26 protein-coding genes and 2 tRNA genes are annotated in these 23,335 nt (G+C 65.5%); 11 read left to right on the forward strand and 17 right to left on the reverse strand.

The window, feature by feature from the left end:
• Nucleotides 1-179: 179 nt before the first annotated feature.
• Genes C7C56_RS01390 through C7C56_RS01405 form a run of 4 tightly spaced genes read left to right on the forward strand, consistent with a single transcriptional unit; the run spans nucleotide 180 to nucleotide 3,338 of the window.
• Nucleotides 180-884: an efflux RND transporter periplasmic adaptor subunit gene (locus C7C56_RS01390; RefSeq protein ID WP_181372970.1), complete on the forward strand. Its 705-nt coding sequence runs from the start codon at nucleotides 180-182 to the stop codon at nucleotides 882-884.
• Between the two features lie 8 nt (nucleotides 885-892).
• The gene (locus tag C7C56_RS01395; protein ID WP_106755720.1) at nucleotides 893-2,236 is read left to right on the forward strand and encodes an efflux RND transporter periplasmic adaptor subunit; all 1,344 of its coding nucleotides are present in this window, start codon (nucleotides 893-895) and stop codon (nucleotides 2,234-2,236) included.
• Between the two features lie 16 nt (nucleotides 2,237-2,252).
• Entirely contained in the window at nucleotides 2,253-2,852 is a 600-nt protein-coding gene (cysC, locus tag C7C56_RS01400; RefSeq protein ID WP_106755721.1) for an adenylyl-sulfate kinase, read from the forward strand.
• Nucleotides 2,853-2,879: 27 nt separating this feature from the next.
• Complete coding sequence (locus tag C7C56_RS01405; RefSeq protein WP_106755722.1) at nucleotides 2,880-3,338, forward strand: HAD domain-containing protein; 459 nt, start codon at nucleotides 2,880-2,882, stop codon at nucleotides 3,336-3,338.
• 76 nt (nucleotides 3,339-3,414) lie between these two features.
• On the opposite strand, the gene C7C56_RS01410 is transcribed toward C7C56_RS01405, so the two are convergent.
• The 3 genes from C7C56_RS01410 to C7C56_RS01420 all read right to left on the reverse strand — a co-directional run bounded on the left by C7C56_RS01410 (nucleotide 3,415) and on the right by C7C56_RS01420 (nucleotide 5,551).
• Complete coding sequence (locus C7C56_RS01410) at nucleotides 3,415-4,329, reverse strand: pyridoxal-phosphate dependent enzyme (RefSeq protein ID WP_106755723.1); 915 nt, start codon at nucleotides 4,327-4,329, stop codon at nucleotides 3,415-3,417.
• A gap of 59 nt (nucleotides 4,330-4,388) precedes the next feature.
• A complete protein-coding gene (locus C7C56_RS01415) occupies nucleotides 4,389-5,258 on the reverse strand; it encodes a class I SAM-dependent methyltransferase (protein WP_106755724.1) in 870 nt (289 codons plus the stop codon).
• 86 nt (nucleotides 5,259-5,344) lie between these two features.
• Nucleotides 5,345-5,551, reverse strand: a complete 207-nt coding sequence (locus tag C7C56_RS01420; RefSeq protein WP_106755725.1) for a heavy-metal-associated domain-containing protein — start codon at nucleotides 5,549-5,551, stop codon at nucleotides 5,345-5,347.
• 236 nt (nucleotides 5,552-5,787) lie between these two features.
• Here C7C56_RS01420 and C7C56_RS01425 point away from each other — a divergent pair, with 236 nt between their 5' ends.
• Both C7C56_RS01425 and C7C56_RS01430 read left to right on the forward strand, forming a co-directional pair.
• Nucleotides 5,788-6,237, forward strand: a complete 450-nt coding sequence (locus tag C7C56_RS01425) for a hypothetical protein (protein WP_106755726.1) — start codon at nucleotides 5,788-5,790, stop codon at nucleotides 6,235-6,237.
• 11 nt (nucleotides 6,238-6,248) lie between these two features.
• A complete protein-coding gene (locus C7C56_RS01430; RefSeq protein WP_229457854.1) occupies nucleotides 6,249-6,464 on the forward strand; it encodes a helix-turn-helix transcriptional regulator in 216 nt (71 codons plus the stop codon).
• 8 nt (nucleotides 6,465-6,472) lie between these two features.
• Here C7C56_RS01430 and C7C56_RS01435 read toward each other — a convergent pair whose 3' ends face one another.
• From C7C56_RS01435 to C7C56_RS01460, 6 genes are all read right to left on the reverse strand, one after another.
• On the reverse strand, nucleotides 6,473-7,315 hold the full coding sequence (locus C7C56_RS01435) for a substrate-binding periplasmic protein (protein WP_109246548.1): 843 nt from the start codon (nucleotides 7,313-7,315) through the stop codon (nucleotides 6,473-6,475).
• A gap of 87 nt (nucleotides 7,316-7,402) precedes the next feature.
• Nucleotides 7,403-8,551, reverse strand: coding sequence for a cytochrome-c peroxidase (locus C7C56_RS01440; protein WP_106755728.1), 1,149 nt, complete (start codon nucleotides 8,549-8,551; stop codon nucleotides 7,403-7,405).
• On the reverse strand, nucleotides 8,548-9,285 hold the full coding sequence (locus C7C56_RS01445; RefSeq protein WP_181372971.1) for an SCO family protein: 738 nt from the start codon (nucleotides 9,283-9,285) through the stop codon (nucleotides 8,548-8,550). Before C7C56_RS01445 ends, C7C56_RS01440 begins: the two co-directional genes overlap by 4 nt.
• A 10-nt stretch (nucleotides 9,286-9,295) precedes the next feature.
• A complete protein-coding gene (gene mtoX / locus C7C56_RS01450; RefSeq protein ID WP_106755730.1) occupies nucleotides 9,296-10,630 on the reverse strand; it encodes a methanethiol oxidase in 1,335 nt (444 codons plus the stop codon).
• Between the two features lie 430 nt (nucleotides 10,631-11,060).
• A tRNA-Asn gene (locus tag C7C56_RS01455) sits at nucleotides 11,061-11,136 on the reverse strand.
• 85 nt (nucleotides 11,137-11,221) lie between these two features.
• Entirely contained in the window at nucleotides 11,222-11,818 is a 597-nt protein-coding gene (locus C7C56_RS01460) for an outer membrane beta-barrel protein (RefSeq protein WP_106755731.1), read from the reverse strand.
• Between the two features lie 489 nt (nucleotides 11,819-12,307).
• Here C7C56_RS01460 and C7C56_RS28530 point away from each other — a divergent pair, with 489 nt between their 5' ends.
• The 4 genes from C7C56_RS28530 to C7C56_RS01475 all read left to right on the forward strand — a co-directional run bounded on the left by C7C56_RS28530 (nucleotide 12,308) and on the right by C7C56_RS01475 (nucleotide 13,845).
• Nucleotides 12,308-12,454, forward strand: coding sequence for a hypothetical protein (locus C7C56_RS28530; protein ID WP_181372972.1), 147 nt, complete (start codon nucleotides 12,308-12,310; stop codon nucleotides 12,452-12,454).
• 118 nt (nucleotides 12,455-12,572) lie between these two features.
• Nucleotides 12,573-12,986 carry a hypothetical protein gene (locus tag C7C56_RS01465; RefSeq protein ID WP_106755732.1) on the forward strand — a complete coding sequence of 138 codons (414 nt, stop codon included), beginning with the start codon at nucleotides 12,573-12,575 and terminating at the stop codon, nucleotides 12,984-12,986.
• A 5-nt stretch (nucleotides 12,987-12,991) separates the two neighbouring features.
• Complete coding sequence (locus C7C56_RS01470) at nucleotides 12,992-13,330, forward strand: type II toxin-antitoxin system TacA family antitoxin (RefSeq protein ID WP_106755733.1); 339 nt, start codon at nucleotides 12,992-12,994, stop codon at nucleotides 13,328-13,330.
• Entirely contained in the window at nucleotides 13,318-13,845 is a 528-nt protein-coding gene (locus C7C56_RS01475) for a GNAT family N-acetyltransferase (RefSeq protein ID WP_106755734.1), read from the forward strand. The genes C7C56_RS01470 and C7C56_RS01475 overlap by 13 nt, the downstream gene beginning before the upstream one ends.
• Nucleotides 13,846-14,011: 166 nt before the next feature.
• On the opposite strand, the gene C7C56_RS01480 is transcribed toward C7C56_RS01475, so the two are convergent.
• Nucleotides 14,012-14,087, reverse strand: a tRNA-Asn gene (locus C7C56_RS01480).
• A gap of 116 nt (nucleotides 14,088-14,203) precedes the next feature.
• On the reverse strand, nucleotides 14,204-15,418 hold the full coding sequence (locus C7C56_RS01485; RefSeq protein ID WP_181372973.1) for an amino acid aminotransferase: 1,215 nt from the start codon (nucleotides 15,416-15,418) through the stop codon (nucleotides 14,204-14,206).
• Between the two features lie 105 nt (nucleotides 15,419-15,523).
• On the opposite strand from C7C56_RS01485, the gene uvrB reads away from it, so the two are divergent.
• Nucleotides 15,524-17,611, forward strand: a complete 2,088-nt coding sequence (uvrB, locus tag C7C56_RS01490; RefSeq protein ID WP_106755735.1) for an excinuclease ABC subunit UvrB — start codon at nucleotides 15,524-15,526, stop codon at nucleotides 17,609-17,611.
• A gap of 275 nt (nucleotides 17,612-17,886) precedes the next feature.
• Here the strand turns inward: uvrB and C7C56_RS01495 are convergent, their stop codons facing one another.
• From C7C56_RS01495 to C7C56_RS01520, 6 genes are all read right to left on the reverse strand, one after another.
• Nucleotides 17,887-19,011: a hypothetical protein gene (locus C7C56_RS01495; protein WP_146204231.1), complete on the reverse strand. Its 1,125-nt coding sequence runs from the start codon at nucleotides 19,009-19,011 to the stop codon at nucleotides 17,887-17,889.
• A gap of 17 nt (nucleotides 19,012-19,028) precedes the next feature.
• Nucleotides 19,029-20,126, reverse strand: coding sequence for a hypothetical protein (locus tag C7C56_RS01500; RefSeq protein ID WP_106755737.1), 1,098 nt, complete (start codon nucleotides 20,124-20,126; stop codon nucleotides 19,029-19,031).
• 100 nt (nucleotides 20,127-20,226) lie between these two features.
• A complete protein-coding gene (locus C7C56_RS01505; RefSeq protein ID WP_106755738.1) occupies nucleotides 20,227-20,823 on the reverse strand; it encodes a MarC family protein in 597 nt (198 codons plus the stop codon).
• A 100-nt stretch (nucleotides 20,824-20,923) separates the two neighbouring features.
• The gene (locus C7C56_RS01510; RefSeq protein ID WP_106755739.1) at nucleotides 20,924-21,469 is read right to left on the reverse strand and encodes a phosphoribosyltransferase; all 546 of its coding nucleotides are present in this window, start codon (nucleotides 21,467-21,469) and stop codon (nucleotides 20,924-20,926) included.
• A gap of 87 nt (nucleotides 21,470-21,556) precedes the next feature.
• On the reverse strand, nucleotides 21,557-22,870 hold the full coding sequence (locus C7C56_RS01515) for an adenylosuccinate synthase (RefSeq protein WP_106755742.1): 1,314 nt from the start codon (nucleotides 22,868-22,870) through the stop codon (nucleotides 21,557-21,559).
• A 4-nt stretch (nucleotides 22,871-22,874) separates the two neighbouring features.
• A partial coding sequence (locus C7C56_RS01520; protein WP_181372974.1) for an ATP phosphoribosyltransferase regulatory subunit occupies nucleotides 22,875-23,335 on the reverse strand: 461 nt, incomplete at its 5' end.

Consider the following 23,335-nt stretch of genomic DNA (forward strand, 5'->3'; position numbering starts at 1 on the left):
GTGAGCGCAAACCCAGTGAGCGCAACCACAGTGGGCGCAACCACAGTGGGCGCAAACGCAGTGGGCGCAACCAGAGTGGGCGCAACAACGGGCATCGCCAAAGGGGGATCGAATTGAGGGGTTTTTCGTTTAAAACGGCCGCGCTCGCGGCCGCGCTGTTAAGCAGTGGATTGAATGCAGTGGCGGCGCCGGCAACGGCGCCGAAGGCACCCGAGGGCAAGGCGATCCGGGTGCTCGTCGTGGCCAACCAGGAGAGCGTGCTCGCCGCCCAGATGACGGGGCGGATCGAACAGATCGACGCCGCGCTCGGCAGCACGATCAGGGCCGGCCAGGTGCTGTTGCGCTTCAATTGCGAAGCGCAGCAGGCGCAGCTCAAGATGGCCAACGCCGAATACTACGGCGCCCAGCGCACCTTCGAATCGAAGGCCAAGCTGCAGGCCATGCAGTCGGTCTCGGAGCTCGAGGTGCAGCAGGCGGCGGCCGCCGCCCAGCGCGCCAAGGCCCAGATCGAACTGATCCAAGTGCAAATCAAGCAATGCTCGGTGCGCGCGCCGTTCTCGGGCCGCGTCACCAAGCTGCACGCGAAACGCTACGAAAGCGTCAACGTCAGCCAGGCCCTGCTCGAGGTGGTCGACAACGGCAAACTCAAGGTCAAGCTCAACGTGCCGTCGAACTGGCTCGTCTGGCTCAAGCCCGGGGCGGCGTTTTCGATCAACATCGACGAGACCGGCCAGTCCTACGCCGGGCGCGTGGTGCGCATGAACGGGCGGGTCGACACGGTCAGCCAGTCGATCGAAATCGAGGGCGAGGTGGTCGGCAAACCGGTCCAGCTGCTGCCCGGCATGAGCGGCGTGGCCCGCTTCGCGCAAGCGACCAAGCCCTAGGAGCGCACTTGGCCGACAAGGACATCAACCTTTCGAGCATCGGCGCGCTACTCCAGATCGAGCAGGACGCGCGCCAGGCGGTGAGCGAGGCGGCGGTCGAGTTCATCGCCGTCAACGACACCTGGCGCATCGTGCCGTACCGGCAGGCGCTGATGTGGCGCCCCGACGGCCTCGGGCGCCCCGCGCTGCGGCTGGTGTCGGGCCTGGCCGACGTGGCCGGCGACTCGCCCTACCGGCAATGGATCAACGACGCCCTGCGCCACCTGGTGCCGGGGCTCGAGGGCGGCAAGGCGCGCATCGTCACGATGCACGACCTGCCGCCGGCGCTGCACGACGGCTGGCGCGAGTGGATGGGCTTCGGCGCGCTGCTGGTGACGCTGCCGGCGCCCGCCGGCGCGGCCGTGGGCGGCCTGTGGCTCAATCTGGAGCACGAGGCCAGCGCGGCCGAGCAGGCCCTGCTCGAACGGCTGGCCGGCTGCTACGGCCAGGCGCTGTGGGCGTGGCGCCAGCGCCCTCCCGTCTGGCAGCGCGCGCTGACCCGCTTCAAGGGCTCGCGCAAGCGCTGGTGGTTCGCGCTGCTGCTCGTGTCGATGATCCCGATGCGCCTGACCGTGCTCGCGCCGGCGCACATCGTCGGCAAGGACGCCAAGCTGATCGCCGCGCCGCAGGACGGCGTGGTGGCGCGCTTCTTCGTGATGCCGAACCAGGCGGTGGCGGCCGGCGCGCCCCTGTTCGCGCTCGACGACACCGGCGCGCGCAACCGCAACGAGGTCGCCGTCGCGTCGCGCGAGGTGGCCGAGGCCGAGTATCTGCGCACCACCCAGAAATCGTTCAACGACGGCGCCAGCAAGGCCGAACTGTCGTCGCTGCAGGCCAGGCTCGAGGAAAAGGCGGCCGAGGCGCGCTATGTGCAGGACCTGTTCGAACGGATCCAGGTCAACGCGCCCGACGCCGGCATCGCCATTTTTTCGGACGCCAACGACTGGCTCGGGCGCCCGGTGCAAACGGGCGAGCGCATCGTTTTGCTGGCCGACCCGAAGAAGGTCCAGATCGCGATCGACCTGCCGGTCGACGACGCGCTCAACATGGAGGCCGGCGCCACCGTCAAGCTGTACCTGAACGTGGCGCCGCTCGGCACGGTCGAGGGCAAACTGGTGCAGTCGAGCTACGAGCCGGCGCTGACCACCGAGGGCGTGGTCGCGTACCAGCTCAAGGCCGACCTGGCCGCCGGCGAGGAGGTGCCGCGCATCGGCCTCAAGGGCACCGCCAAGTTGTACGGCAACTGGGCGCCGCTGCTCTACCACGTGCTGCGCAAGCCGCTGGCGGTGCTGCGCCGCACGGTCGGCATCTAATAGCCAGGGGCGGCCGATGGCATCGACCAACACGAGCGAGCACCGCGCCAGCGTCACGCGCGCGCGGCGCGAATCGCTCAACGGCCACCGCAGCGTGATCGTCTGGTTCACCGGCCTTTCGGGTTCGGGCAAATCGACGCTCGCGCACGCGGTCGAGGAACAACTGCACCTGGCCGGCTGCCGCACCTTCGTGCTCGACGGCGACAATGTGCGCCAGGGGCTGTGCCGGGACCTCGGTTTTTCGGAGGCCGCGCGCAGCGAGAACATCCGCCGCATCGGCGAGGTCGCCAAGCTCGGCATCGAGGCCGGCACCGTGGTGCTGACCGCGTTCATCTCGCCTTTCGCCGACGACCGGGCGCGCGTGCGCGCGCTCGTCGCCGAGGGCGATTTCATCGAAGTGTATTGCGCATGCCCGCTCGCGGTGTGCGAGGGGCGCGACGTCAAAGGGCTTTACCGGCGCGCGCGCAGCGGCGAGATCGCCGACTTCACGGGCATCTCCTCGCCCTACGAGGCGCCGCCGGCGCCGGAACTGGTGCTCGACACCGCTTGCCAAAACCTTGAACAGTCGGTGGCAAGCGTCATCGCGCTGCTGCGCTCACGCGGCATCGGGCAATGATTGAGTGAGCACTTGGGACGCCAGCGCATGATCCTGTTCCTGGACTTCGACGGTGTGCTGCACCCTGAGCACGAGCGCGAGCCGACGCCGGCCGATCGCGTGTTCTGTCATCTGCCGCGACTGGAAACCATCCTGCGCGATTTCCCCCGCGTCGAGGTCGTCATCAGTTCGATGTGGCGGCATGACTACACGTTGACCGAGCTGAGGACGAGATTTTCTCCCGACATCGCGGCCAGGATAATCGGCGCGACGCCGCTTGCCGACTATGTCGAAGGCAAATACGTTCCCGCCAGGCGCGAGAATGAAATCCTGGACTGGCTTGCGCTCAATCTGCGCGATGGCGATGCATGGATCGCGCTCGATGACGCCGTGTGGCAGTTCCTGCGGCACCGGGACCGGCTGGTCGCCTGCACCAGCTACATAGGATTCGATGATGACGCCGAGGCGCGGCTGCGAGCCGCGCTCGCGCAAGTCGACGACAGATAATCACGCATCCGCCCCGCGACGCTTGCCGCGCCCTCCGCAGCGCCACCGCATGCACTCTGATATTTCGCGGCCGGCTTCAGGACGCCCATTTTTGCAATTGCGCCACGGTCGCGGTGACGCCGCCGCACACGATCACCAGCACGTTTTTGCAGCCGGCCAGGCTGGGGTGCGCGCCGCCGGCGACGGCCAGCGCCGCCCCGCACGCGGGCTCGACCACCACGCGGTGCTCGTCCATGAAGCGCATGCAGGCGGCCACGGCCGCGAAGTCGGACACCACCACGCTGCGCACCACATGTTGTTGCGACCAGTCGAACGCCCGCTCGGCCACGCGGCGCGCGCCGAGCGAGGTCGCGATGCTGTCGATGCGCGGCAATTCGACCGTGCGTCCGGCCGCCAGCGCTTGCGCGTAGGAGTCGGCGCCCGCGGTCTCGACCGCGACCACGGGCACATCGGTCCAGCCGTTGCGGTGCATGCCCTCGAGCACGCCGCACAGCAATCCCCCGCCCCCGACCGACAGCACCACCGCGTCCGGCACCAGGCCGGTGCGCGCGACCTCGTCGATCATGCCCGCGTGGCCCTGCCACAACAGCGGATCGTCGAACGGGTGGATGAAGGCGTCGCCCGGCGCGACCATCGACTCGGCCAGCGCGTTGGCCTCCTGGAACGAGGCGCCGTGGACGATGAGCTCGGCCCGCTCGCGCCGGATCAATTGCCTGGCGCGCTCGGTGGTCGTTTCGGGCACCACGACGACGACGGGCACGCCGAGGCGGCGCCCGGCGTACGCGGCGGCGATGCCGGCGTTGCCGCCGGACGCGCAGAGGAAGCGGGTCGCGCCGCGCGCCAGATAGGTTTCGCAGGCGAAGCCGACGCCGCGGATCTTGAACGAACCGGGCGGCTGCATGGCCTCCATCTTGAGCCAGACGGATTGGCCGCCGGGCACGGACATGGCGCCAGATTCGATCAGCGGCGTTTCGATGTGTAAGAAGGTCATGCTTTGCTCCCGGCGGGTGGATTCGACCAAACGATTGTCGCACGGGAATATTTTGCGCGTTACTTTTTCCGGAACAGGCACACGACTATGTCGCTCGGAAACAACCGCGACACGGGAATCGTGCACAGGATCAGCGCGTACTGGAGGTACAGGCCGCGCCGCCTGCCCTGCCCCACGCAGCGCAGCCGTTGCAGCAGGCCGCCGGCGCGCAGCGAGGCGAGCTCGGCCTGGTGGACCGGTGTGAACCCGTGGCGGCCGACGAGCGCGCTCAGATTTTTAGCATGGAAATAATGAACATGCGGCGAGGGCAGGCCCTTCTGCCAGAGGCGCTCGAACGGCCCGCGCCAGCCCAGCCGGGCCAGCAATTTGGACAGGCGGAAGAAGAAACCCTTGCTGCTGGGCAGGTTCAGGATCAGCAGGCCGCCGTCGCGCAGGCGGCTTTGGCACGCGGACAAGGCGGCATCGATGTCGGGGATGTGCTCGATGACGTCGTTGAAGACGATGACGTCGAAGCGCTCGCCGGCCTGCAGGGCGTCGGGAAAGTAGCCGTCGCGCACGGGCAGCCCTTGCGCGCGGGCCCGCCGCGCGATCGCCGTGTCGGGCTCGACGCCGAGCACGGTGAAGCGCGCGCGCGCGGCCTCGAGGAACCAGCCGTGCGCGCAGCCGACGTCGAGCAGCAGCGTGGCGCCGGGCGCCGCGTGCCTGGCCGCCAGCGCGGCGATGGCGGCGAAGTTTTGCGCACGCAAAGCCTTGAGGCCCGCCTCGCGGTCGCGCTCGTTAAGTTGCGCATGCGCGCAATGGGCGTTGATGGTCGGCGCCAAACTCGCGCTTTCGTAGGCGCAGGCCGGGCAACTGGCATGCCAGGATGACAGGCCGGGCCGCTTTTGGCCGCCGCAGACGATGCAGGCCGGCTCGGAGGTTCGCAACATGGAAGGCGCCGGTGGGGGATGGAAATGCACGATATCGCCCGCCCCCGCCCTGCGTCAAACGTGCCGCGCGCCCGACCCCGCTTCGCTCAAACGGCGGCGCTGGCCGTGACCGGATACCCGGCCGCAGCAACCGCCGCGACGATCGCCGGCAGCGCCGCGTCGCTGTCGATGCGCACTTTTTTGGTGGGCAGGTCGATCGCCACGGTGGCGTTGGCGTCGAGCTCCTGCACCGCCTTGGTCACCGTGCCGACACAGTGGCCACAAGTCATTGATTCAACTGTCAGTTCAAACATCGCCTTCTCCTTTTTGTGAATGGCATTCGTTGTTGTTGCCGCGCGCCGCGCGTGGGCGCAGCCACGTAACGATAAACCTTCCGACGATGGGAAGGTCAAGTGTTTTCAAGCGTGCCATCGCGTGAAGTGAAGTGCGGGCGCGGAGCCGCTCTCGAAAATAAAGTAACCTATGAGTTCCTTTTTGAGATTTATATGTTACATTACATGCCATCCAAACCATTTTCGAGGAAATCACCATGGCCGCCGGCACACTAACCCCCACCGACCTGCTGGTGCGCTGGTCGCGCCGCCACCTTTGGTTTTGCGTCGCCTTCATCGGTGTCGTTGGCGCCCTGGCGCTGGCGATGCTCGCCTTTCCCGGCGGCGCGCTGGCGGCGCGCGCGGGCCTGCTGTTCGGCTTGCTTCCGGTCGTCATCGCCATCTCGGTGGGCGCGCTCAGGTCCGCGCCCGGCGGCGCGGGCGGCGCGGCGATGCGCGCGGTGCTGGACGACGAGTTGCGCCAGGCCAGCCTGAACCGCGCCTACCGCAACGGCGTGGCCTGCGTGTTGCTGATGCAGCCGGCGCTGGCGCTGGCGCTGGCGCTGGGCATGGCGGAGCTCGCCAACCCGGTCGCCGTGATGGCCTGCGCGACCTCGGCCGGCGCCGCGCTGGTGGTGCTGCTCAGCGCGCTCTACTACGACCGCTAGGCGCGACCGCGATGAGCGAACAACTCCGCACCACCATGAAGATGCAGCGCGCCCGGCTCGACTTCACCCAGGCGCAGCTGGCCGAACTGAGCGGCATCACGCGCAAGTCGATCAACGCCATCGAGATGGGCCACATGGTGCCGTCGACCCTGCTTGCGCTCAAGCTGGCGAAGGTGCTCGGTGTGACGGTGGAACAACTGTTCAGTATCGAGGCCGCGCCCGACTGAACGCCGCCTCAGCGCGGCGGCAGCGCCAGCGCCTGGTGCATATAGCTCTCGAAGCGGCCGTTGGCGAAGGCGGTGCGCACGGCCTTGCGGTAGCGCTCGCGCAAGTGGGTCGGGGCGCCCGGGCTGAAGGCGCTGTGCAGGGCCAGCGGCGGCGTGGGCAGCCTGAGCAGTTTCAGGCCCACCCCGTTCTGGCGCCCGTAGTACTGGGGCGTGATCCGGTCCGAGAAATACACGCCCTGCAGCTGCCCCGCGGCGAGCTTGGCGATGTTGGTGCGCTCCCAGTCGATCACGCCAGCCAGCTCGAGCTTGATGCGCTTGTCGAGCATGAACGTGGGCACCACGCCGGCGCGCACCCAGCCGATCGTCATCCCGGCCAGGTCGGCCTGCGAAGTTATCTTGTTGAGCGGCGACCCGGGCAGCACCGCGATGCACGGCTCGAAGCTGATCAGCTTGTCGCCGACGAAGACGATCCCGGCATCCTCGCGCGCCTTGGTGCGGATCAGCAAGGGGGTGAACGCGATACTGTCGGAGGCGAGGCTTTGTTCGAGCCGCGCGACCGTGGTCGGCATCTCCCATTTGAAGCGCACACCCATGCGCGGCGCGATCTCGCGGTCGAAGAAGGCGATCAGCGCGCCCTGAGCGCCGTCGCGCGAGGCGATCACATAGGGCGCGATCGTGAACACGCCGACCGTCACGACCTCGGGCGCCGCCTTGGCGGGGGGCACGGGCTGCGCCGCGTGCGCGCCGGCGCACAGCGCGGCGGCCAGCGCGCCGGCCACCAGCAGCCGCAACCCGGCGCGCCTGTGCGGCGGGAGGGCGGTGGCTTCGATGCGGACGTGGGCAGCTTGCATGGCGGCGGGTTGGTTTGTGTCACGGTTTGTGTCACGTTTTGTGTCACGGCAAGATTAACACGAGAATGCCCGATCCGCCCACCCCGGTTAGCGGCCGGCGCGGTCGACCCAGCCCGCGCGCGCCTGCCGGCCCAGCGCCGGCGCCTGGGAGCTCGTCAGGCTGCGCAGGAAGGCCACCAGTTCGCCCTGCTCGCGCGCGCTCAGGCCGAGGGGGCGCAGCAGGCGGTCCTTGTTCGGATTGTCGATGCCGCCGCGGTTGTAGAACGCCACCACCTGTTCCAGCGTCGCCAGCGAACCGTCGTGCATATACGGCGCGCTGAGGGCGACGTTGCGCAGACCGGGCGTGCGGTAGGCGAAGAGTTCGCGTTCGGCGCGCGTCACCTCGAAGCGGCCCAGGTCGGGCTCGACCGGCTCCGACACGTTCGCCAACTCCTTGTCGCTGATCGTGGTGAACACGCCGGGCGCCAGTTGCACCCGGTGCACGCGGCTGCCCAGCCTGGCCGCGCGCGTCCAACCGACGCCCGTGTTGTGGAACAAGCCGTCCGAAAACAGCGCCGACGCCGGCCCCGCGCTGTGGCAGGCGATGCACTTGGCCTTGCCCGAGAACAGGCCGAAGCCGGCCCGCTCCCGCGCGTTGACGGCGTCGGCGCGCCCGCCGTAGCGCCAGCGGTCGAAGCGCGAGTCGCCCGCCAGCAAGGTGCGCTCGTAGCTGGCGATGGCCGCCGCGATGGTGTCCCTGGTGGCGCCGCGGCCGCCGAACGCGCGCTCGAAGCTGCCCGCGTAGTCGGGCATCGCGCGCACCTTGTCGACCACGTAGGCGACCGAGGGGTTGGCCATCTCGTTGCTCATGAGCAGCGGACCCCATACCTGGCGCTCGAGGCTGGCCTCGCGCCCGTCGTGGAACAAGGCGTCGACGAAGCCGACATTGAACAAGGTGGGCGTGTTGCGGCGGGTGCTGCGCCCCTCCATGCCGAGCCCGGTGGCGAACTCGTTGACCGTGAAGCCCTGCTCTGGCACATGACACATGGCGCAGGACATGGTGTTGTTGGGCGAGAGGCGGCGGTCCATGAACAGCTTGCGCCCCAGTTCGACCTTGGCCCGCGTCATCGGATTGTCGGCCGGCACCGAAAGCGGGGGCAGGCCGAGCGTGCCGGCGCCCGCCGGCGGCGCGGGGCGGCCGAGCACCAGCGCGGCCGGGACGGCCAGCGCCAGCAACAGGATCGCGGCGGTTTTCATTTGCGCGCGGCGGCCGCCTCCATGAGCAGCGACTTGATGTCGTTCATCAGCACGTTCGGTTGCAGGAACGAGGTCGAGTAGATCTCGCGGACCTGGCCCCGGCTGTCGATCAGGTACACCTTGAGCATGTGCTGCAAGGTCGGCACGCGCTGGCCGGCGCTCTGTTCGGCCGCGACGCTGACATCCTGGCCGAAACCATCGAGCATGGGGCGCAGGTGCGCGCGCGACGGGCTGGTCAGGAAATGCCAGCGCAAGCCCCGGTCGTCGCGCCCGTCCTTGCCGCCGTAGCTGCCCATCATCGGCGGGGTGTCGTATTCGGGATCGAAGCTCATGCTCACAAAGCGCACCTTGCCGTGCATGGCGCGGTCGGACTCGATCTCCTTCTTGAGCGTATGCAGCGTGGCGTAGGCCAGCGGGCACCCTTTCGCGTCCGTGCAATAGGTGTAGATGAAGGAGAACAGCGTGACCTTGCCCGTGACGAAGTTGCGCAGCCGGTGCGCCTTGCCGTCGCTGGCAAGGACCACGCCGTCGGGCGCCTTCATGATGCGGTGCAAGGCGTAGCTGCCGGGCGCGGGCGGCACGAACTCCATGCGCACCCCGGTCACGGGGACCGCCGCGCCGGCGCCCGGCAGCGCGCAGGCCGCCAGCGCCAGCGCGGCGCCAGCGCGCGCGAGCCGGCGGGCCAGGGTTGGCGCCGACCTGGTTGGCATCGACTTGGTTGCCATCGACTTCATGGGCATCGACCTATTTGGCTGCAAGGCTCACCTTCGCCGGCGCGCCGCCCAGGGCCATCTTGGCCGACCTGGCGCCGAACTTCATGTGGTGCGCGCGGCCGAGTTTTTCTTTATAAAAATCGACCTTGAACTGCTCCTTGAGTTCCTTGCCGTTCCACGCGAACAGTTTGACGAATTGCTCGTCGTCGGCGCCCTTCTTGTCCCAGTTCGCCAGCAGCGAGCTGCTGATGTAGACGCGCTTGCCATCCCAGCTCTGCGACACCATGTTGACCTGGGAGCCGGTGCGCAGCGAATAGGTCTGCTTCGGCTTCTCGGGGTTCGACAGGTCGAACAGGCGCGTGGTGCCGTCCATGAAGGTGTTGACCCAGAGCGACTTGCCGTCGGCGCCGATCGAGATATCGACCGGCAACGGGATCTTGGCCGGGTCGCCGATCGTGGCCACGTCCTTGGCCTGCCACACGCCCTTGGCATCCTTTTTGACGAGCCACAGCTTGGACGTCAGCGCCGTGGCCGTGATGGCCCAGTCGTCGCCCTCCTTGAGCGACCAGCGCAATTCGAGCGGCGCGCCGGGCACCGCGAACACTTTTTCGGGCGTCATCGCCTTCAGGTTCCACAGCGTCATGGTCGAGCCGAACTGCTTCATCGCGGACGGGTCGGCGATCATCTTACCCATGTCCATCATGTAGTTGTTCCAGCCCGTGAAACTGGTCGTCAGCATGACGTTCTTGGCCGGGTTGATGCCGATGTCGTAGCCGTAGCCGTCGCCGCCCTTGTCGGTCGGCATGGCGTGCTTGCTGACGAATTCGCCCTTGTTGTTGTAGACCGCCATGCCGGTGACGCCGCCGTGGTCCTTGTTGTTCGACAGCGCGCCGACCAGCATGCGGCCCGGCAGCGCGTAGAAGGTGTGCGGACCGACGTAGCCGGTCTTGGCCGCCATGTCGTGGATCGTGTTGACCAGTTTCGGCTTGGCCGGATTGGAGTGGATGTCGAAGATGTGGATCTTGCTGCTGTCGAGCTGGCCGGCCCACAGGAAGCGGCGGTCGTCGCTGAAACCGGCGTGGTGGGCTTCGCCGCGGCTGCCCACGGACACACTGGCGAGCACCTTGCCGTAGGTCTTGGAGGCCGGGTTGACGTCGATCGTGACGAGCTTGTCGAAGCCGTCGCCCATGCCCTTGACCCCGAGCGTCCAGACGTACACGAAGTCCTCCTGGCCCTTGATCAGGTTGGACATGTAGGGGGAGTTGCAGGTTTCGTCGGCCAGCACCGGCGGCGCCACCGCGGCGGCCATGGTGAGCGCGGCAAGGGAGAACAGGACAGCGTTTTTCTTCGACCGGAACAGTTTCATTTGATTTCCTCAGACAAGGTGGATCGAGCGAAATGGCGCGGCCAGCGGCGGCGGTTCCGGCGAGTGTCTTCGCTCGCGCGGCTCCAAGGCGGACTGGTCCACAGAATTAAAGAAAACTTAAGAAAGTCGATAGTACAAGGGATTTCGGGGCCCGGGAATGATTTAATTCACACCTGAACAAGCACAAATAATAGAGACATCGCCATAAGAAATGCTTGACTTTTGTCAATACATTTAGGATGGCAAGAGTTGGCGCGGGAAGTGCGGAAACGCTGAAGGGGTATGCAAATATGCATGACGGGGGCTCCGATCATGCATATTTGTATATTGGACCTCCGACAGCCGTCACGCCTCGGCGAATGCGGAAACCCAAGACAATCGGACGAAAATGGAAAAAGGGCCGCATCTCGCGATGCGGCCCTTCAAATTCTGGCTCCCCGACCTGGACTCGAACCAGGGACCTGCGGATTAACAGTCCGTCGCTCTACCAACTGAGCTATCAGGGAAAAGAGGCCGCATTATAGCGAGCCGCACGCGAAATTAAAAGCGCTATTTGATGCGCCCGCCTGCGCGCGCGGCCGCGCCCAATCCTTAGAAGTAGTAGGCGCCGATCAGGCCGACGTGGTTGCCGCTTGACGTGAAGCTGGTGCCGGACACTTTATACTTCTCAGCCACGTAGCGCAGCTTGAGGCCGATGTTCCGGCCGAAGGCGTATTCAGCCTCGACGATGCCGCCGACGGTGTTGTCAAAATCGCCGTTGCCCATGCCGGAAGCGGCACCGCGGCTCTTGAGGTTGGGACCCATCACGAAGCGCGCACCCGCGCCGATGCGCCATTGCGGCGACACTTTGTAGTAACCGAGCACTTCCAAGGGGAAGCGGGTGAAACGGACCGAACCGTTGTCGGCACCTTCGCTGCTGAGGTGGTCGTTGATCGAGGCCTGGACCGAGTACGTTTCGTTGATGCGGTAGTCGACGCCGGCGCCCAGCTGGATCAGGCTGCCGAAGGTCACGTCGCCCTTGGAGCCATCGGTGTAGTGGATGGTCGCGATCTTGTCACCGCCACCGGTGAAACCCATCTGGAGGAAAAAGCGAGTCTGCTTTTCCGGTACGTCGGAGTTGGTGTTCTGGGCTTGGGCCGAGCCGAGCATGGCGATGGCCAGTGCGGCCGCGAATGCAGTTTTTTTCATGGAAGTATAGATTAAATGGTGGCGTCAATTTGGCGATACGCGCTATGCGTATTTATTCCAGCCGGAATCATAGATGTTGAAAGAAATTCAAGCAAATTTAAAAGTACAGATTGTCGCTTTCAAACGACCACGAATAATCACAAGCAGAAAACTTCGACGTAGGGGGCGGCGATGCTGTCCGCCCGCCCCTCCCATCCACGCCTCACGGCGGTTGCGAAACCGTGGTTGCCGCTCGCAACCAAAGGTCACGCTTTTCCTCGGGTTGAACCGCGCGCGCGGCGGTGCGCCGGGGCTCGGTTGGAACTCCCATTGGATGCGGCCGACGTATCCGCCGTGTGTCGGATCGGGCAGATCGGGCGTAGTTTTGTACGCCACTGTATCTACGGGCGGCCAGATACAATGGATTGCAAAACCTCCGCCCAGGCACACAAGTCAGACACATGAAGGCGTTTTACTCTCGTTTGTACGATCAACGCACAGGAGAGAAAAATGAAACCGAGCCTAATTCGCTGGTGGCCCCTGATGGGCGCGATGCTCGCCATCGTGCCCGCCAGCGCGCAACCATCGGCATCGACCGCGGCCGCCGACGGCGCCGGTAAGGCCGCACCAGCCGAAGCGCCCTGCTATCGCGCCTAGTGCGGCGACATAGGCGCGCTGGCCGAACGGTCCGCGGCAAAGGCCGTAACGTCATTGCCCGGCGCGTTGAGCTGGCAGCGCCCCGACGCGCGCGATTGGAACGACCACCTGCGCGCGTGTGGACGAGGAAGACCACAGCTGCCTGCTGAGCGTGGGCTTCGGTGGCGAACTTCGCTCGCACGGCTACCAGGGGCTGAAACTGCTGGGCCAGACACGGACGCTGAGCCGGCCTGGCTTGAACGACATGGCCGCCGTGACGCCAAGCGGCGGCGACAGCCTGACCGTCAAAATGGCCGAGGCGCCTGCGGCCGGAGCGCCCGTCACGCTGGGCATGCGGCCCGAGCACATCGTGCTCGACACCCAGGGCGGCATCCCGGCCACGGTGTTCGCAGTCGAACGCCCCGGCCCAGGACGGCCGGCGTTGCCGCTGCGATTGAGCCTGGAAAAACCCATTTGCCAAGCTGTTGCCCCGCAAGAAAAGGCAAAGAACCCGCGCGCGCGTGTACATTGTGGATACAGTCTGGCAGAATAAACCTCATGTCCAAGTCTCGCGCACTAAGTTCAGATCAGCCCGACTCAGCAGAAGCGATTGCTGCGCGTCCCGTCGCCGCCGACATAAAAAGCAGCATCAACCTGCGCATCGACGCCAATACTCGACAACTCATTGACGAAGCAGCGGCGATCCTCGGCAAAACACGCACAGAGTTCATGATTGAAAGTGCAAGGCGACATGCGATCGACGTAATTCTTGATCAACGTCTGTTCGTACTCGACCCTGAATATCACGACGCCTTTATGCAGGCGCTTGACAATCCCCCAGCGCCGGGATCGAAGTTGCGATCACTGTTGCGCCGGGTTCCATCATGGCAGGAATAGACCCGCCCGGTCTGCCACAATCGCGCCTGTCACCCCCGGCCCCGCTAACGGCCGAACATGATGTTTCTGGATTCGACTGCGGCGAGCCCGCGTTGAATGCTTGGTTGCGTCACCGAGCGTTGAAGAATGAAAGTCGCTTTGCTCGCTCCTACGTCGTTTGCGAAGGCAAAAAGGTGGTCGCCTATTACTGCATCTCGGCTGGGGCCGTTGAGCGTAGGGCATCACCGGGCAAGGTCCGCCGCAACGCTCCGGACACAATTCCTGTATCGGTCATCGGACGTTTGGCTGTTGACCGGCAGCATGCGGGCAAAGGGCTCGGCGCCGACCTGCTCTCGGACGCCCTACGCCGCATCGCGATCGCCTCGCAAAGTATTGGCATTGGCGCGGTGCTGGTCCATGCCAAGGACCACCGGGCGAAGCGCTTCTACTTGAGCTGTGCGGAATTTATTGAGTATCCGATCGACAGCCGCACTCTGTTTTTGCCAATTGAAACCGTGGTCGCGGCTTTCGGCTAGAAAACAGAGGCGCAACAACGCGGGCGCGACAAGGCGAAGGGAAAGAAAGAAAGAAAGAAAGAAAGAGCGAGGCGGGAGCGGACAGCCTCCGGTGGCATGCAAGCTGTTAGTGTCGAAAAGCACCAATAGAAAAGGGCCACATCTTGCGATGTGGCCCTTCAAATTCTGGCTCCCCGACCTGGACTCGAACCAGGGACCTGCGGATTAACAGTCCGTCGCTCTACCAACTGAGCTATCAGGGAAAAGAGGCCGCATTATCTACTTTCCGGTGCCGGCTGTCAAACTCCGACCCGTGCGACCGATAAGTACTTCCTGCTACCTTTCGAACCGCCTTGCGATGATCCGAAGAAGCAAGATTTTAGAGGACTTTCGCGATCGCGTCAATGACGATGTCGATATTTTTCGAGTTCAACGCCGCGACACAGATGCGGCCGGTGTCGACCGCATAGATCGAATGCTCGGTGCGCAGGCGTGCGACTTGCTCTTTGGTCAAACCGGAATAAGAGAACATGCCGACCTGCTCGCGCACGAATTCGAAATCGTGTTCGGGCGCTTTTTCTTTGAGCTTTTGCACGAAGGTGTTGCGCATTTCGCGGATGCGCACGCGCATGCCGGCGAGCTCGTCTTCCCATAGCTGGCGCAGTTCGGGCGTGGTCAGCGCGGTCGCGACCACCTTGCCGCCGTGGATCGGCGGGTTCGAGTAGTTGGTGCGCACCACGCGCTTGAGCTGCGAGAGCAGGCGCGCGGCCTCCTCGGCGCTGGCGCCGACCACACTCAGGGCGCCGACGCGCTCGCCGTACAGCGAGAACGACTTCGAGAACGAGTTGGAGATCAGCAGCGGGCCGCCGGCCGCGGCGAAGCGCGCGACCACGGCGCCATCCTCGGCGATGCCCGCGCCGAAGCCCTGGTAGGCCATGTCGAGGAAAGGGATCAGGCCGCCCGCGACCACGGCGTCGATGACCTCGCCCCACTGGGCCGAAGACAGGTCGGCGCCGGTCGGGTTGTGGCAGCAGGCGTGCAGCAGCACGATGGCGCCGCGCGGCATGGCCTTGAGGTCGGCCAGCATGCCGGCGAAATCGACACCGCGGGTGGACGGGTCGTAGTAGCGGTAGTTGTTGACGGTGAAGCCGGCGCTCTCGAACAGGGCGCGGTGGTTCTCCCAGCTCGGGTCGCTGATGTAGACCTGCGCGTCCGGAGCGAAGCGCTGCAGGAAGTCGGCGCCGATCTTGAGGGCGCCGGTGCCGCCGATGGCCTGCACCGTGATCGCGCGCTTGTCTTGAATAATGGGGCTGTCGGCGCCAAATACGAGCTCCTGCACCGCCTTGTCGTATGCGGCCAGGCCTTCGATCGGCAGGTAGGTGCGCGGCGCCTGCTGTTCCATGAGGATGGCTTCGGCTTTGCGCACGCATCCGAGCAGCGGAACTTTGCCGTTGTCGTCATAATAGACGCCTACCCCGAGGTTGATCTTGGCGGGGTTGGGGTCGGCATTGAAGGCCTCGGTGATGCCCAAAATTGGGTCGCGCGGGGCCATGTCGATGGCGCTGAAGATGCTGGCAGAGGCTGTGGAAGTCATCGTGGTAAACTTGGGTGTCGGCAGGGTTGTATAGACAGCGCCCCATATCCTGATTGGGTCGCGAGCGGACGCCCATTCTAACATTTCTATCGAAGGCATCATCGTATGGCTGAATTATCCGTCGTTAGCGACCCGGCGCCGACCGTGGTCACCTTCCCCGATTCGCCGTTCAAGCTGCACCAGCCGTTCGCCCCGGCGGGCGACCAGCCGACGGCCATCGCCGGCCTGCTCGAGGGCCTGTCCGACGGCCTGTCGTTCCAGACCCTGCTCGGCGTGACCGGCTCGGGCAAGACCTACACGATGGCCAACGTGATCGCCGCGGCCGGGCGCCCGGCGATCGTGTTCGCGCCCAACAAGACGCTCGCGGCCCAGCTCTACGCCGAGTTCCGCGAGTTCTTCCCCGAGAACGCGGTCGAGTACTTCGTCAGCTACTACGACTACTACCAGCCCGAGGCCTACGTGCCGCAGCGCGACCTGTTCATCGAAAAGGACTCGTCGATCAACGAGCATATCGAGCAGATGCGCCTGTCGTGCACCAAATCGCTCATGGAGCGGCGCGACGTGATCATCGTGGCAACCGTCTCGGCCATCTACGGCATCGGCAATCCGAGCGAATACCACCAGATGATCCTGACCCTGCGCCACAAGGACAAGCTGGCCCAGCGCGACGTGATCGCGCGCCTGATCCAGATGCAGTACACGCGCAACGAGGTCGACTTCGGGCGCGGCACCTTCCGCGTGCGCGGCGACACGATCGACATTTTCCCGGCCGAGCATGCCGAGCTGGCGATCCGGGTCGAGATGTTCGACGACGAGATCGAGTCGCTCCAGCTGTTCGACCCGCTCACGGGCCGCGTGCGCCAGAAGATCCCGCGCTTCACGGTGTATCCGGGCTCGCACTACGTCACGCCGCGCTCGACCGTGCTGCGCGCGATCGAAACCATCAAGGTCGAACTGCGCGAGCGGCTCGAGTTCTTCCGCAAGGAGAACAAGCTGATCGAGGAGCAGCGCATCGAGCAGCGCACCCGCTTCGACCTCGAGATGATGGCCGAGATCGGCTTCACCAAGGGCATCGAGAACTACTCGCGCCACCTGTCGGGCGCGGCGCCGGGCGAGCCGCCGCCGACGCTGGTCGACTACCTGCCGAAGGACGCGATCATGTTCCTCGACGAGTCGCACGTGCTGGTCGGGCAGCTCAACGCCATGTACAACGGCGACCGCTCGCGCAAGACCAACCTGGTCGACTACGGCTTCCGGCTGCCGTCCGCGCTCGACAACCGCCCGCTCAAGTTCGAGGAGTTCGAGGGCAAGCTGCGCCAGACGATCTTTGTCTCGGCCACCCCGGCCGACTACGAGAAGGCGCACGCCGACAACGTCGTCGAGCAGGTGGTGCGCCCGACCGGCCTGGTCGACCCGCAGATCATCGTCAAGCCGGCGCTGTCACAGGTCGACGACCTCATGTCCGAGATCCTCGACCGGGTCGCCAAGGACGAGCGCGTGCTCGTGACCACGCTGACCAAGCGCATGTCCGAGCAGCTGACCGAATACCTGGGCGACCACGGGATCAAGGTGCGCTACCTGCACAGCGACATCGAGACGGTCGAGCGGGTCGAGATTTTGCGCGACCTGCGGCTCGGCACCTTCGACGTGCTGGTCGGGATCAACCTGCTGCGCGAGGGCCTTGACCTGCCCGAGGTGTCGCTGGTGGCGATCCTCGACGCCGACAAGGAGGGCTTCCTGCGCTCCGAGCGCAGCCTGATCCAGACCATCGGCCGCGCCGCGCGCAACCTCAACGGCGTGGCGATCCTGTACGGCGACAAGATCACCGATTCGATGCGGCGCGCGATCGACGAGACCGAGCGCCGGCGCGCCAAGCAGATCGCCTTCAACACGGCCAACGGCATCACGCCGGTCGGCATCAAGAAGACCATCCGCGACATGATCGACGGCGTCTACAGCCCGCAGCAGGGGCGCGACCAGTTCGTCGAGGAGCAAGAGAGCGCCAAGGTCGAGTCGATGAGCGAGAAGCAGATCAGCAAGGAGATCAAGCGGCTCGAAAAACTCATGCTCGACCACGCCAAAAACCTCGAGTTTGAAAAGGCGGCGCAGGTGCGCGACCAGCTGCACGTGCTCAAGCAGCACTTGTTCGGCGCGCCGGGTGTCGACAATGTGGTGTCGATGCTGGGCAAGTAGCCGGCGCAGGACAGGAATCGCAAATGCTGCACCATCCAAAAATCCACACCGGCATCGTCCTCGCGGATGCGGGGACCCATGGAACGGCGGCCCTGCGCCACTGTTCCTTGTGTCCCGGCATTCGAATGAGACAGGGCGGCGCCGCGTGCGCCACCGCCTTCGAGAGGACGACGTTGTTTTAGTTTTCGCGTCGATCGGGGCGGCGGCACCCTCCCGCCGGCCGCCCAACAGGTTTTTGCGGCAGCCTCAACCGCGCGCAGCCACATCGGGCACGATCAAGGCGCCAGTTCGACGTCGTACGCCTTGCTCCCGATCCAGCGCCCCTTAAGGCGCTCGCCGGAAAGGACCAGGCGCCACTCGCCTTTTTTGACGCCTTCGGCATCGACTTCGGACAGCACCAGCGCGCTTCCCTTTTGCTTGCCCGTGACATTGATCGGCTTGCCGTACTTGTCGTAGAAAACCATGCCCACGACCTCGTTGTCGGGGGTCTTGTCGATCAGCATCGTGATCGCGGTGCCGGCGCCCAATTTGCCACGCAGCAGCTGGCCGTAGACGCCGCCGTGCGTGGCGCTGCCCTCGCCCAGCAGCAAGGTCTTGCCGTAGCTGGTCAGATGCGGCGCCAGCGCCTTGTAGGGCAGCGCCAGGCGCACCTCGCCGACGTCGTCGAGCGCGCGCATGGCGTGGTTGCTGCAACGCTCGGCGAGCAGTGTGATCGCCGTCGCGCCCAGTTCGAACTTGTGGTCGCCCGACGGCGCCTGCGCTTCCTCGCCCTCCTCCCCGCCGCCCTCGCCCGCGCAGTTGCTGTTCAACGCGATGCGTTCGAGCAGATCGGCCTTCGCCTCCTCGCTTTTGGCATCGCGTTTTTTATCGACCGCCTTGAGCTCCTTGCGCAAGGAGAGCAATTGCTTGCGGTATTGGGCGCGCCGCTCCCTGCGCATTTTCTCCTGCAGCGCGGCCAGCCCCTTTTCGGTGAACAAGTCGTCGGCATCGAGCATGCGCCCGGTCTTGACGTCGAAGTGGTAGAACGCCCTGTAGGACTCGCAATAGGCGCCGCAACCCTCGCCTTCGAGCGCGATGGCCAAGATACGCCCGTCGTTGCGCGCGACCTTGAAGTCCTGGCCGACCGTGCCTTCGATCACGACGCCGTCGGCCGCGCCGAGGGTCTTGCCAACATTTCTCGGCGCCATGACGTTATAGAGCGCGATGAACAGATGGTCGTTGATCTTCGCCGCCACCTTCCGGTCGGCCAGCGTGACGTAGGGCGTGTTGATCCCACCGTCGTCGAGCTTGACGCCGCGATCGTTGACACCTTGAAATGGCAGCGATTGCACGGTCACGCCGGCGCCCGCATGCGCCAGGCCGGCGACGAAAAACAACGACGACATAATTGGCAGTTTCATGATTTCTCCCAAAACATTCATGGCGCCAGTTCGGCGCGCAGTTCCCTCTTCCCGACCCATTTCCCGTGCAGGCGATTGGCCTCCATCCGCAAGCGCCAAAGCGGCGCCGCTTCGCCGTCCGGCGCAGCCTCGGCAAGCACGAGCGCGTCGCCATCGAGGGTCCCGGTGAGCGTGATCGGCTGGCCGACTTTATCGTAGAACAGCGTGCCGCCGACGGCATTGCCCTCATCCTTCGCCAGCAATACCGTCACGCCGATCGTGCCGCCCAGTTTGCCGCGCAATAGCTGCCCGAACAGGCTGTCCTGGCGCGCATCGCCTTCGCCCAGCAGCAGCGCCTTGCCATAGGGCGTCAGGTGGGGACGCAAGTTTTCGTAGGTGATGCTGATCCAGACCTCGCCGACGTCGTCGAGCGCCCTCTGGGCGTGGTTGCCGCAGCGCTCAGCGATCAGATTGACCGTCTTGTAGGCAAGTTGGACATTGAATTTGCCCGAAACAGGTTCGGGGTCATCGCCCCCGCCGGCGCAGCGGCTGTTCAAGTCGATGCGCCCCTGCAAGTCATCACCCGCTTCCACGGACCGGCGGCGATTTTTGCGTAGCCTCTTCAGATCTTTTTGAAGTGACGCCAGCATTCCGCGGTAGCGTCCGATCCGCTCGCCTTGCATGCGCCGCTCAAGCGCGGCCTGTCCTCGCTCGGTGAACAAATCGGCGTCGTCGAGCATGCGTCCGGTTTTGACGTCGAAGCTGCTGTAGGAGTGGTAGATTTCGCAGTAGGCGCCGCAACCTTCCTGCTCGAACACGAAGCTCAGGATGCGTCCGTCATTGCGCGCGATCGTATACTCCTGCGAGAACGCGCCCGGCAGCACCACGGCCTCGGCGCCGCGCGCCTTGCCGGCATCTTTGGGCCCTAGCGCCCCCAGAAGTGTGATCGACAGCATGTCGTTGATCCTCGCCGCGACGCGCCGGTCGGGCAAGGTGATGTGCGGCATCTTGACGGCGTCGCCCACCGCCTCGCCGCGCTCGTTGCGGCCCTCGAACGGCCGCGGCTGCACGCTGACGGCCTGCCCCGCCTGCGCCGCGCACGCGACGACCAAAAACAGCGCGAAAATTGATTTCATTTCATTCCTCGAACGAAAAATTCAACCATCTCCAGCTTAGCAGTTCTGGCGCGGGCCAACCGGGCACATCAGCACCGCTTGACGCTTTTCGCCTGCGCCGCTACAAGGTTTTGACGAACTCGCGCACCCCGCCGAGCAGCATTTCGATCGACATCGCGGTCAGGATCAAGCCCATCAGGCGCTCGAAAGCCGTCATCACCTGCGGGCCGAGCGCGTTCTGCAGGCGTTCGGCGCCCAGGAACACGGCCAGCCAGACGCCGGCCACCGCCGCCAGCGCGCCCACATGCGCCATGGTTTCGGCGGTCGTGTTCGACGAGAACAGCAGCACCGTGGCCAGCGCCGAGGGGCCGGCCAGCGCGGGGATGGCGAGCGGCACGATGAACGGTTCGCCGCCGTCGGTCTTGCCGAGCACGCCGTCGGGGTGCGGGAACACCATGCGGATCGCGATCAACAGCAGGATCACGGCGCCGCCGATGCGCAGCGCCGCCTCCGACAATTGCAGCGCCGTCAGGAAATGGCGGCCGAAAAACATGAATATCAACAGCACCAGGAAGGCGATCGCGCATTCGCGCACGACGATGCGGGCGCGCCGCTTTTTCTCGACCGGCGCGAGCGCGCTGACGAACAGGGGCACGTTGCCGAACGGATCGGTCACGAGCAACAGCAGGATGAATGTCTGGAAAAAACTCTGGGTCATGGCCGCCGCTTTCCTGTTTGTGATGTTTTAATCTTGTGGATGCAAAAAAGGCGATCATCGCGATCGCCTTTTTTCACCACGTCCGGCGTTTGAAACGCACTCAGGCCGGCTTGTCGAACTTCTTGAGCCAGGCCGACAACTGGTGCGGGCGCAGGCCGTCGTAGTCCTCGAACGGCTGGTGGATCCAAGGGTTGTGCGGCAGGTCCTCGAGGAAATAGTCGGGACGGATCGACGAGCAGCCCTTGACCCAGATGACGGCCGATTTGACCTCCGTCACGCCGCTGAAATTCTCGGCCAGGTGCGTGGTCACCTTGTTGAGGGTGACGCCCGAATCGGCCAGGTCGTCGACCAGCAGGATCTTGCCGGCCAGCGGCCCCTTGGTCATCGTCATGTACTTGGCGATGTCGAGGTCGCCGCGCACGGTGCCGGCCTCCTCGCGGTAAGAGCTGGTCGACAGGATCGCCAGCGGCACGTCGAAGATGCGCGAGAACACATCGCCCGGACGCACGCCGCCGCGCGCCAGGCACAGCACCTGGTCGAACTTCCAGCCCGACTCGTAGACCTTGAGCGCGAGGCGCTCGACCAGGCGGTTGTACTCGTCCCAGGATACCCAGAGGTCTTTTTCGGTCGATGGTGGCGTGGTCATGCTTAACTCCTGTGTCTCGGTTTATCTATACTTCTTGAGATGTTGGTGCCGGGACGGACATCTTCGCCGTCGGCGCCGGCACGCAATTTATTCGAATGGGTGGCGCAGCACGATCGTCTCTTCGCGGTCGGGACCGGTCGAGACCATGTCGACCGGCACGCCGACCAGCTCTTCGATGCGCTTGATGTAGGCGCGCGCGGCCCCTGGCAGCTCGGCGAGCGACTTGGCGCCGACGGTGCTCTCAGTCCAGCCGGGCATCTCCTCGTAGACCGGCTCGCAGCGCGCCGCCTCTTCGGCGCCGACCGGGAAGATGTCGACCGCGCGGCCGTCGATCTTGTAGCCGGTGCACAGCTGGAGCGTGGCGATGCCGTCGAGCACGTCGAGCTTGGTCAGGCACATGCCCGAGACGCCGTTGATCTGGACCGAGCGGCGCAGCAGCGCGGCGTCGAACCAGCCGCAGCGGCGCGCGCGGCCGGTGACGGTGCCAAACTCGTGGCCGACCGACGACAGGTGCTGGCCCACGCCCTCGGCGGTGCTCAGCTCCGACGGGAACGGACCCGAGCCCACGCGCGTGGTGTAGGCCTTGGTGATGCCGAGGATGTAGTGCAGCATGCCCGGGCCGACGCCGGCGCCGGCGGCGGCGTTGCCGGCCACGCAGTTCGACGAGGTCACGAACGGATAGGTGCCGTGGTCGACGTCGAGCAGCGAGCCCTGGGCGCCTTCGAACAGCAGGCTGCCGCCGGCCTTGTGGGCCGCGTACAGCGCCGACGAGACGTCGCCGACCATCGGCTTGAGGCGCGGCACCAGGGCCATCGCGTCGTCGAAGGTCTTCTGGAAGTCGACCGCGTCGGCCTTGAGGTAGTTGGTCAGCACGAAGTTGTGGTAGTCGAGGTTTTCGCGCAGTTTCTCGGCGAAGCGCTCCTCGTTGAGCATGTCGGCGATGCGGATCGCGCGCCGCGCGACCTTGTCCTCGTAGGCCGGGCCGATGCCCTTGCCGGTGGTGCCGATCTTGTTGGCGCCGCGCGCGACCTCGCGCGCGACGTCGATGGCGACGTGGTACGGCAGGATCGCCGGGCAGGCCTCGGAGATCTTCAGGCGCGACACGACTTCGACGCCGATGGCCGACAATTTGTCGATCTCGCGCAGCACGTCCGGCACCGACACGACCACGCCGTTGCCGATGTAGCAGGCCACGCCTTCGCGCATGATGCCCGAAGGGATCAGCTGGAGCGCGGTCTTGGTGCCCTTGATGACCAGCGTGTGGCCGGCGTTGTGGCCGCCCTGGAAGCGCACCACGCCGGCGGCGTGGTCGGTGAGCCAGTCGACGATTTTACCCTTGCCCTCATCGCCCCATTGGGTGCCGATGACAACCACGTTCTTTGCCACGTTTTTCTTTGACATCACATTAGCCTAAAGTTTTGAGAATCCAGTTGCTGTGTTCGAGCACCAGTGCGCGGTCGCACTCGAACTCGTCTTGATCGTTGTCGTGTCCGGGCAGGCTTTGGATCACGATTTCGCCTTCCTTGCGCAGCTGCGCGATGCGCTCGCGCAGTTCGGGCGCGTTGCCCCATGGCGCGCGGATCGCGTGCTTGCGCTCGGCGCCCGGCAGCAGGCGCGCCAGCTCGCGCAGGTCGAGCGAGAAGCCGGTCGCGGGACGGGCCCGGCCGAACGCCTCGCCCACATGGTCGTAGCGCCCGCCGTTGGCGACCGCGTTGGGCAGGCCTGGCACGTAGAGCCGGAACATGGCGCCGCTTTCGTACTGGTAGCCGCGCAGGTCGGCCAGGTCGATCGCGACCTCGGCGCGGCCCAGCGCGGCGCCGGCCAGCGCGGCCAGTTCGGCCAGCGCCTTGACCACGCCGGGCGCGG

Origin of the sequence: Massilia glaciei, from assembly GCF_003011895.2 — a bacterium.
Lineage (GTDB): Bacteria > Pseudomonadota > Gammaproteobacteria > Burkholderiales > Burkholderiaceae_D > Telluria_A > Telluria_A glaciei.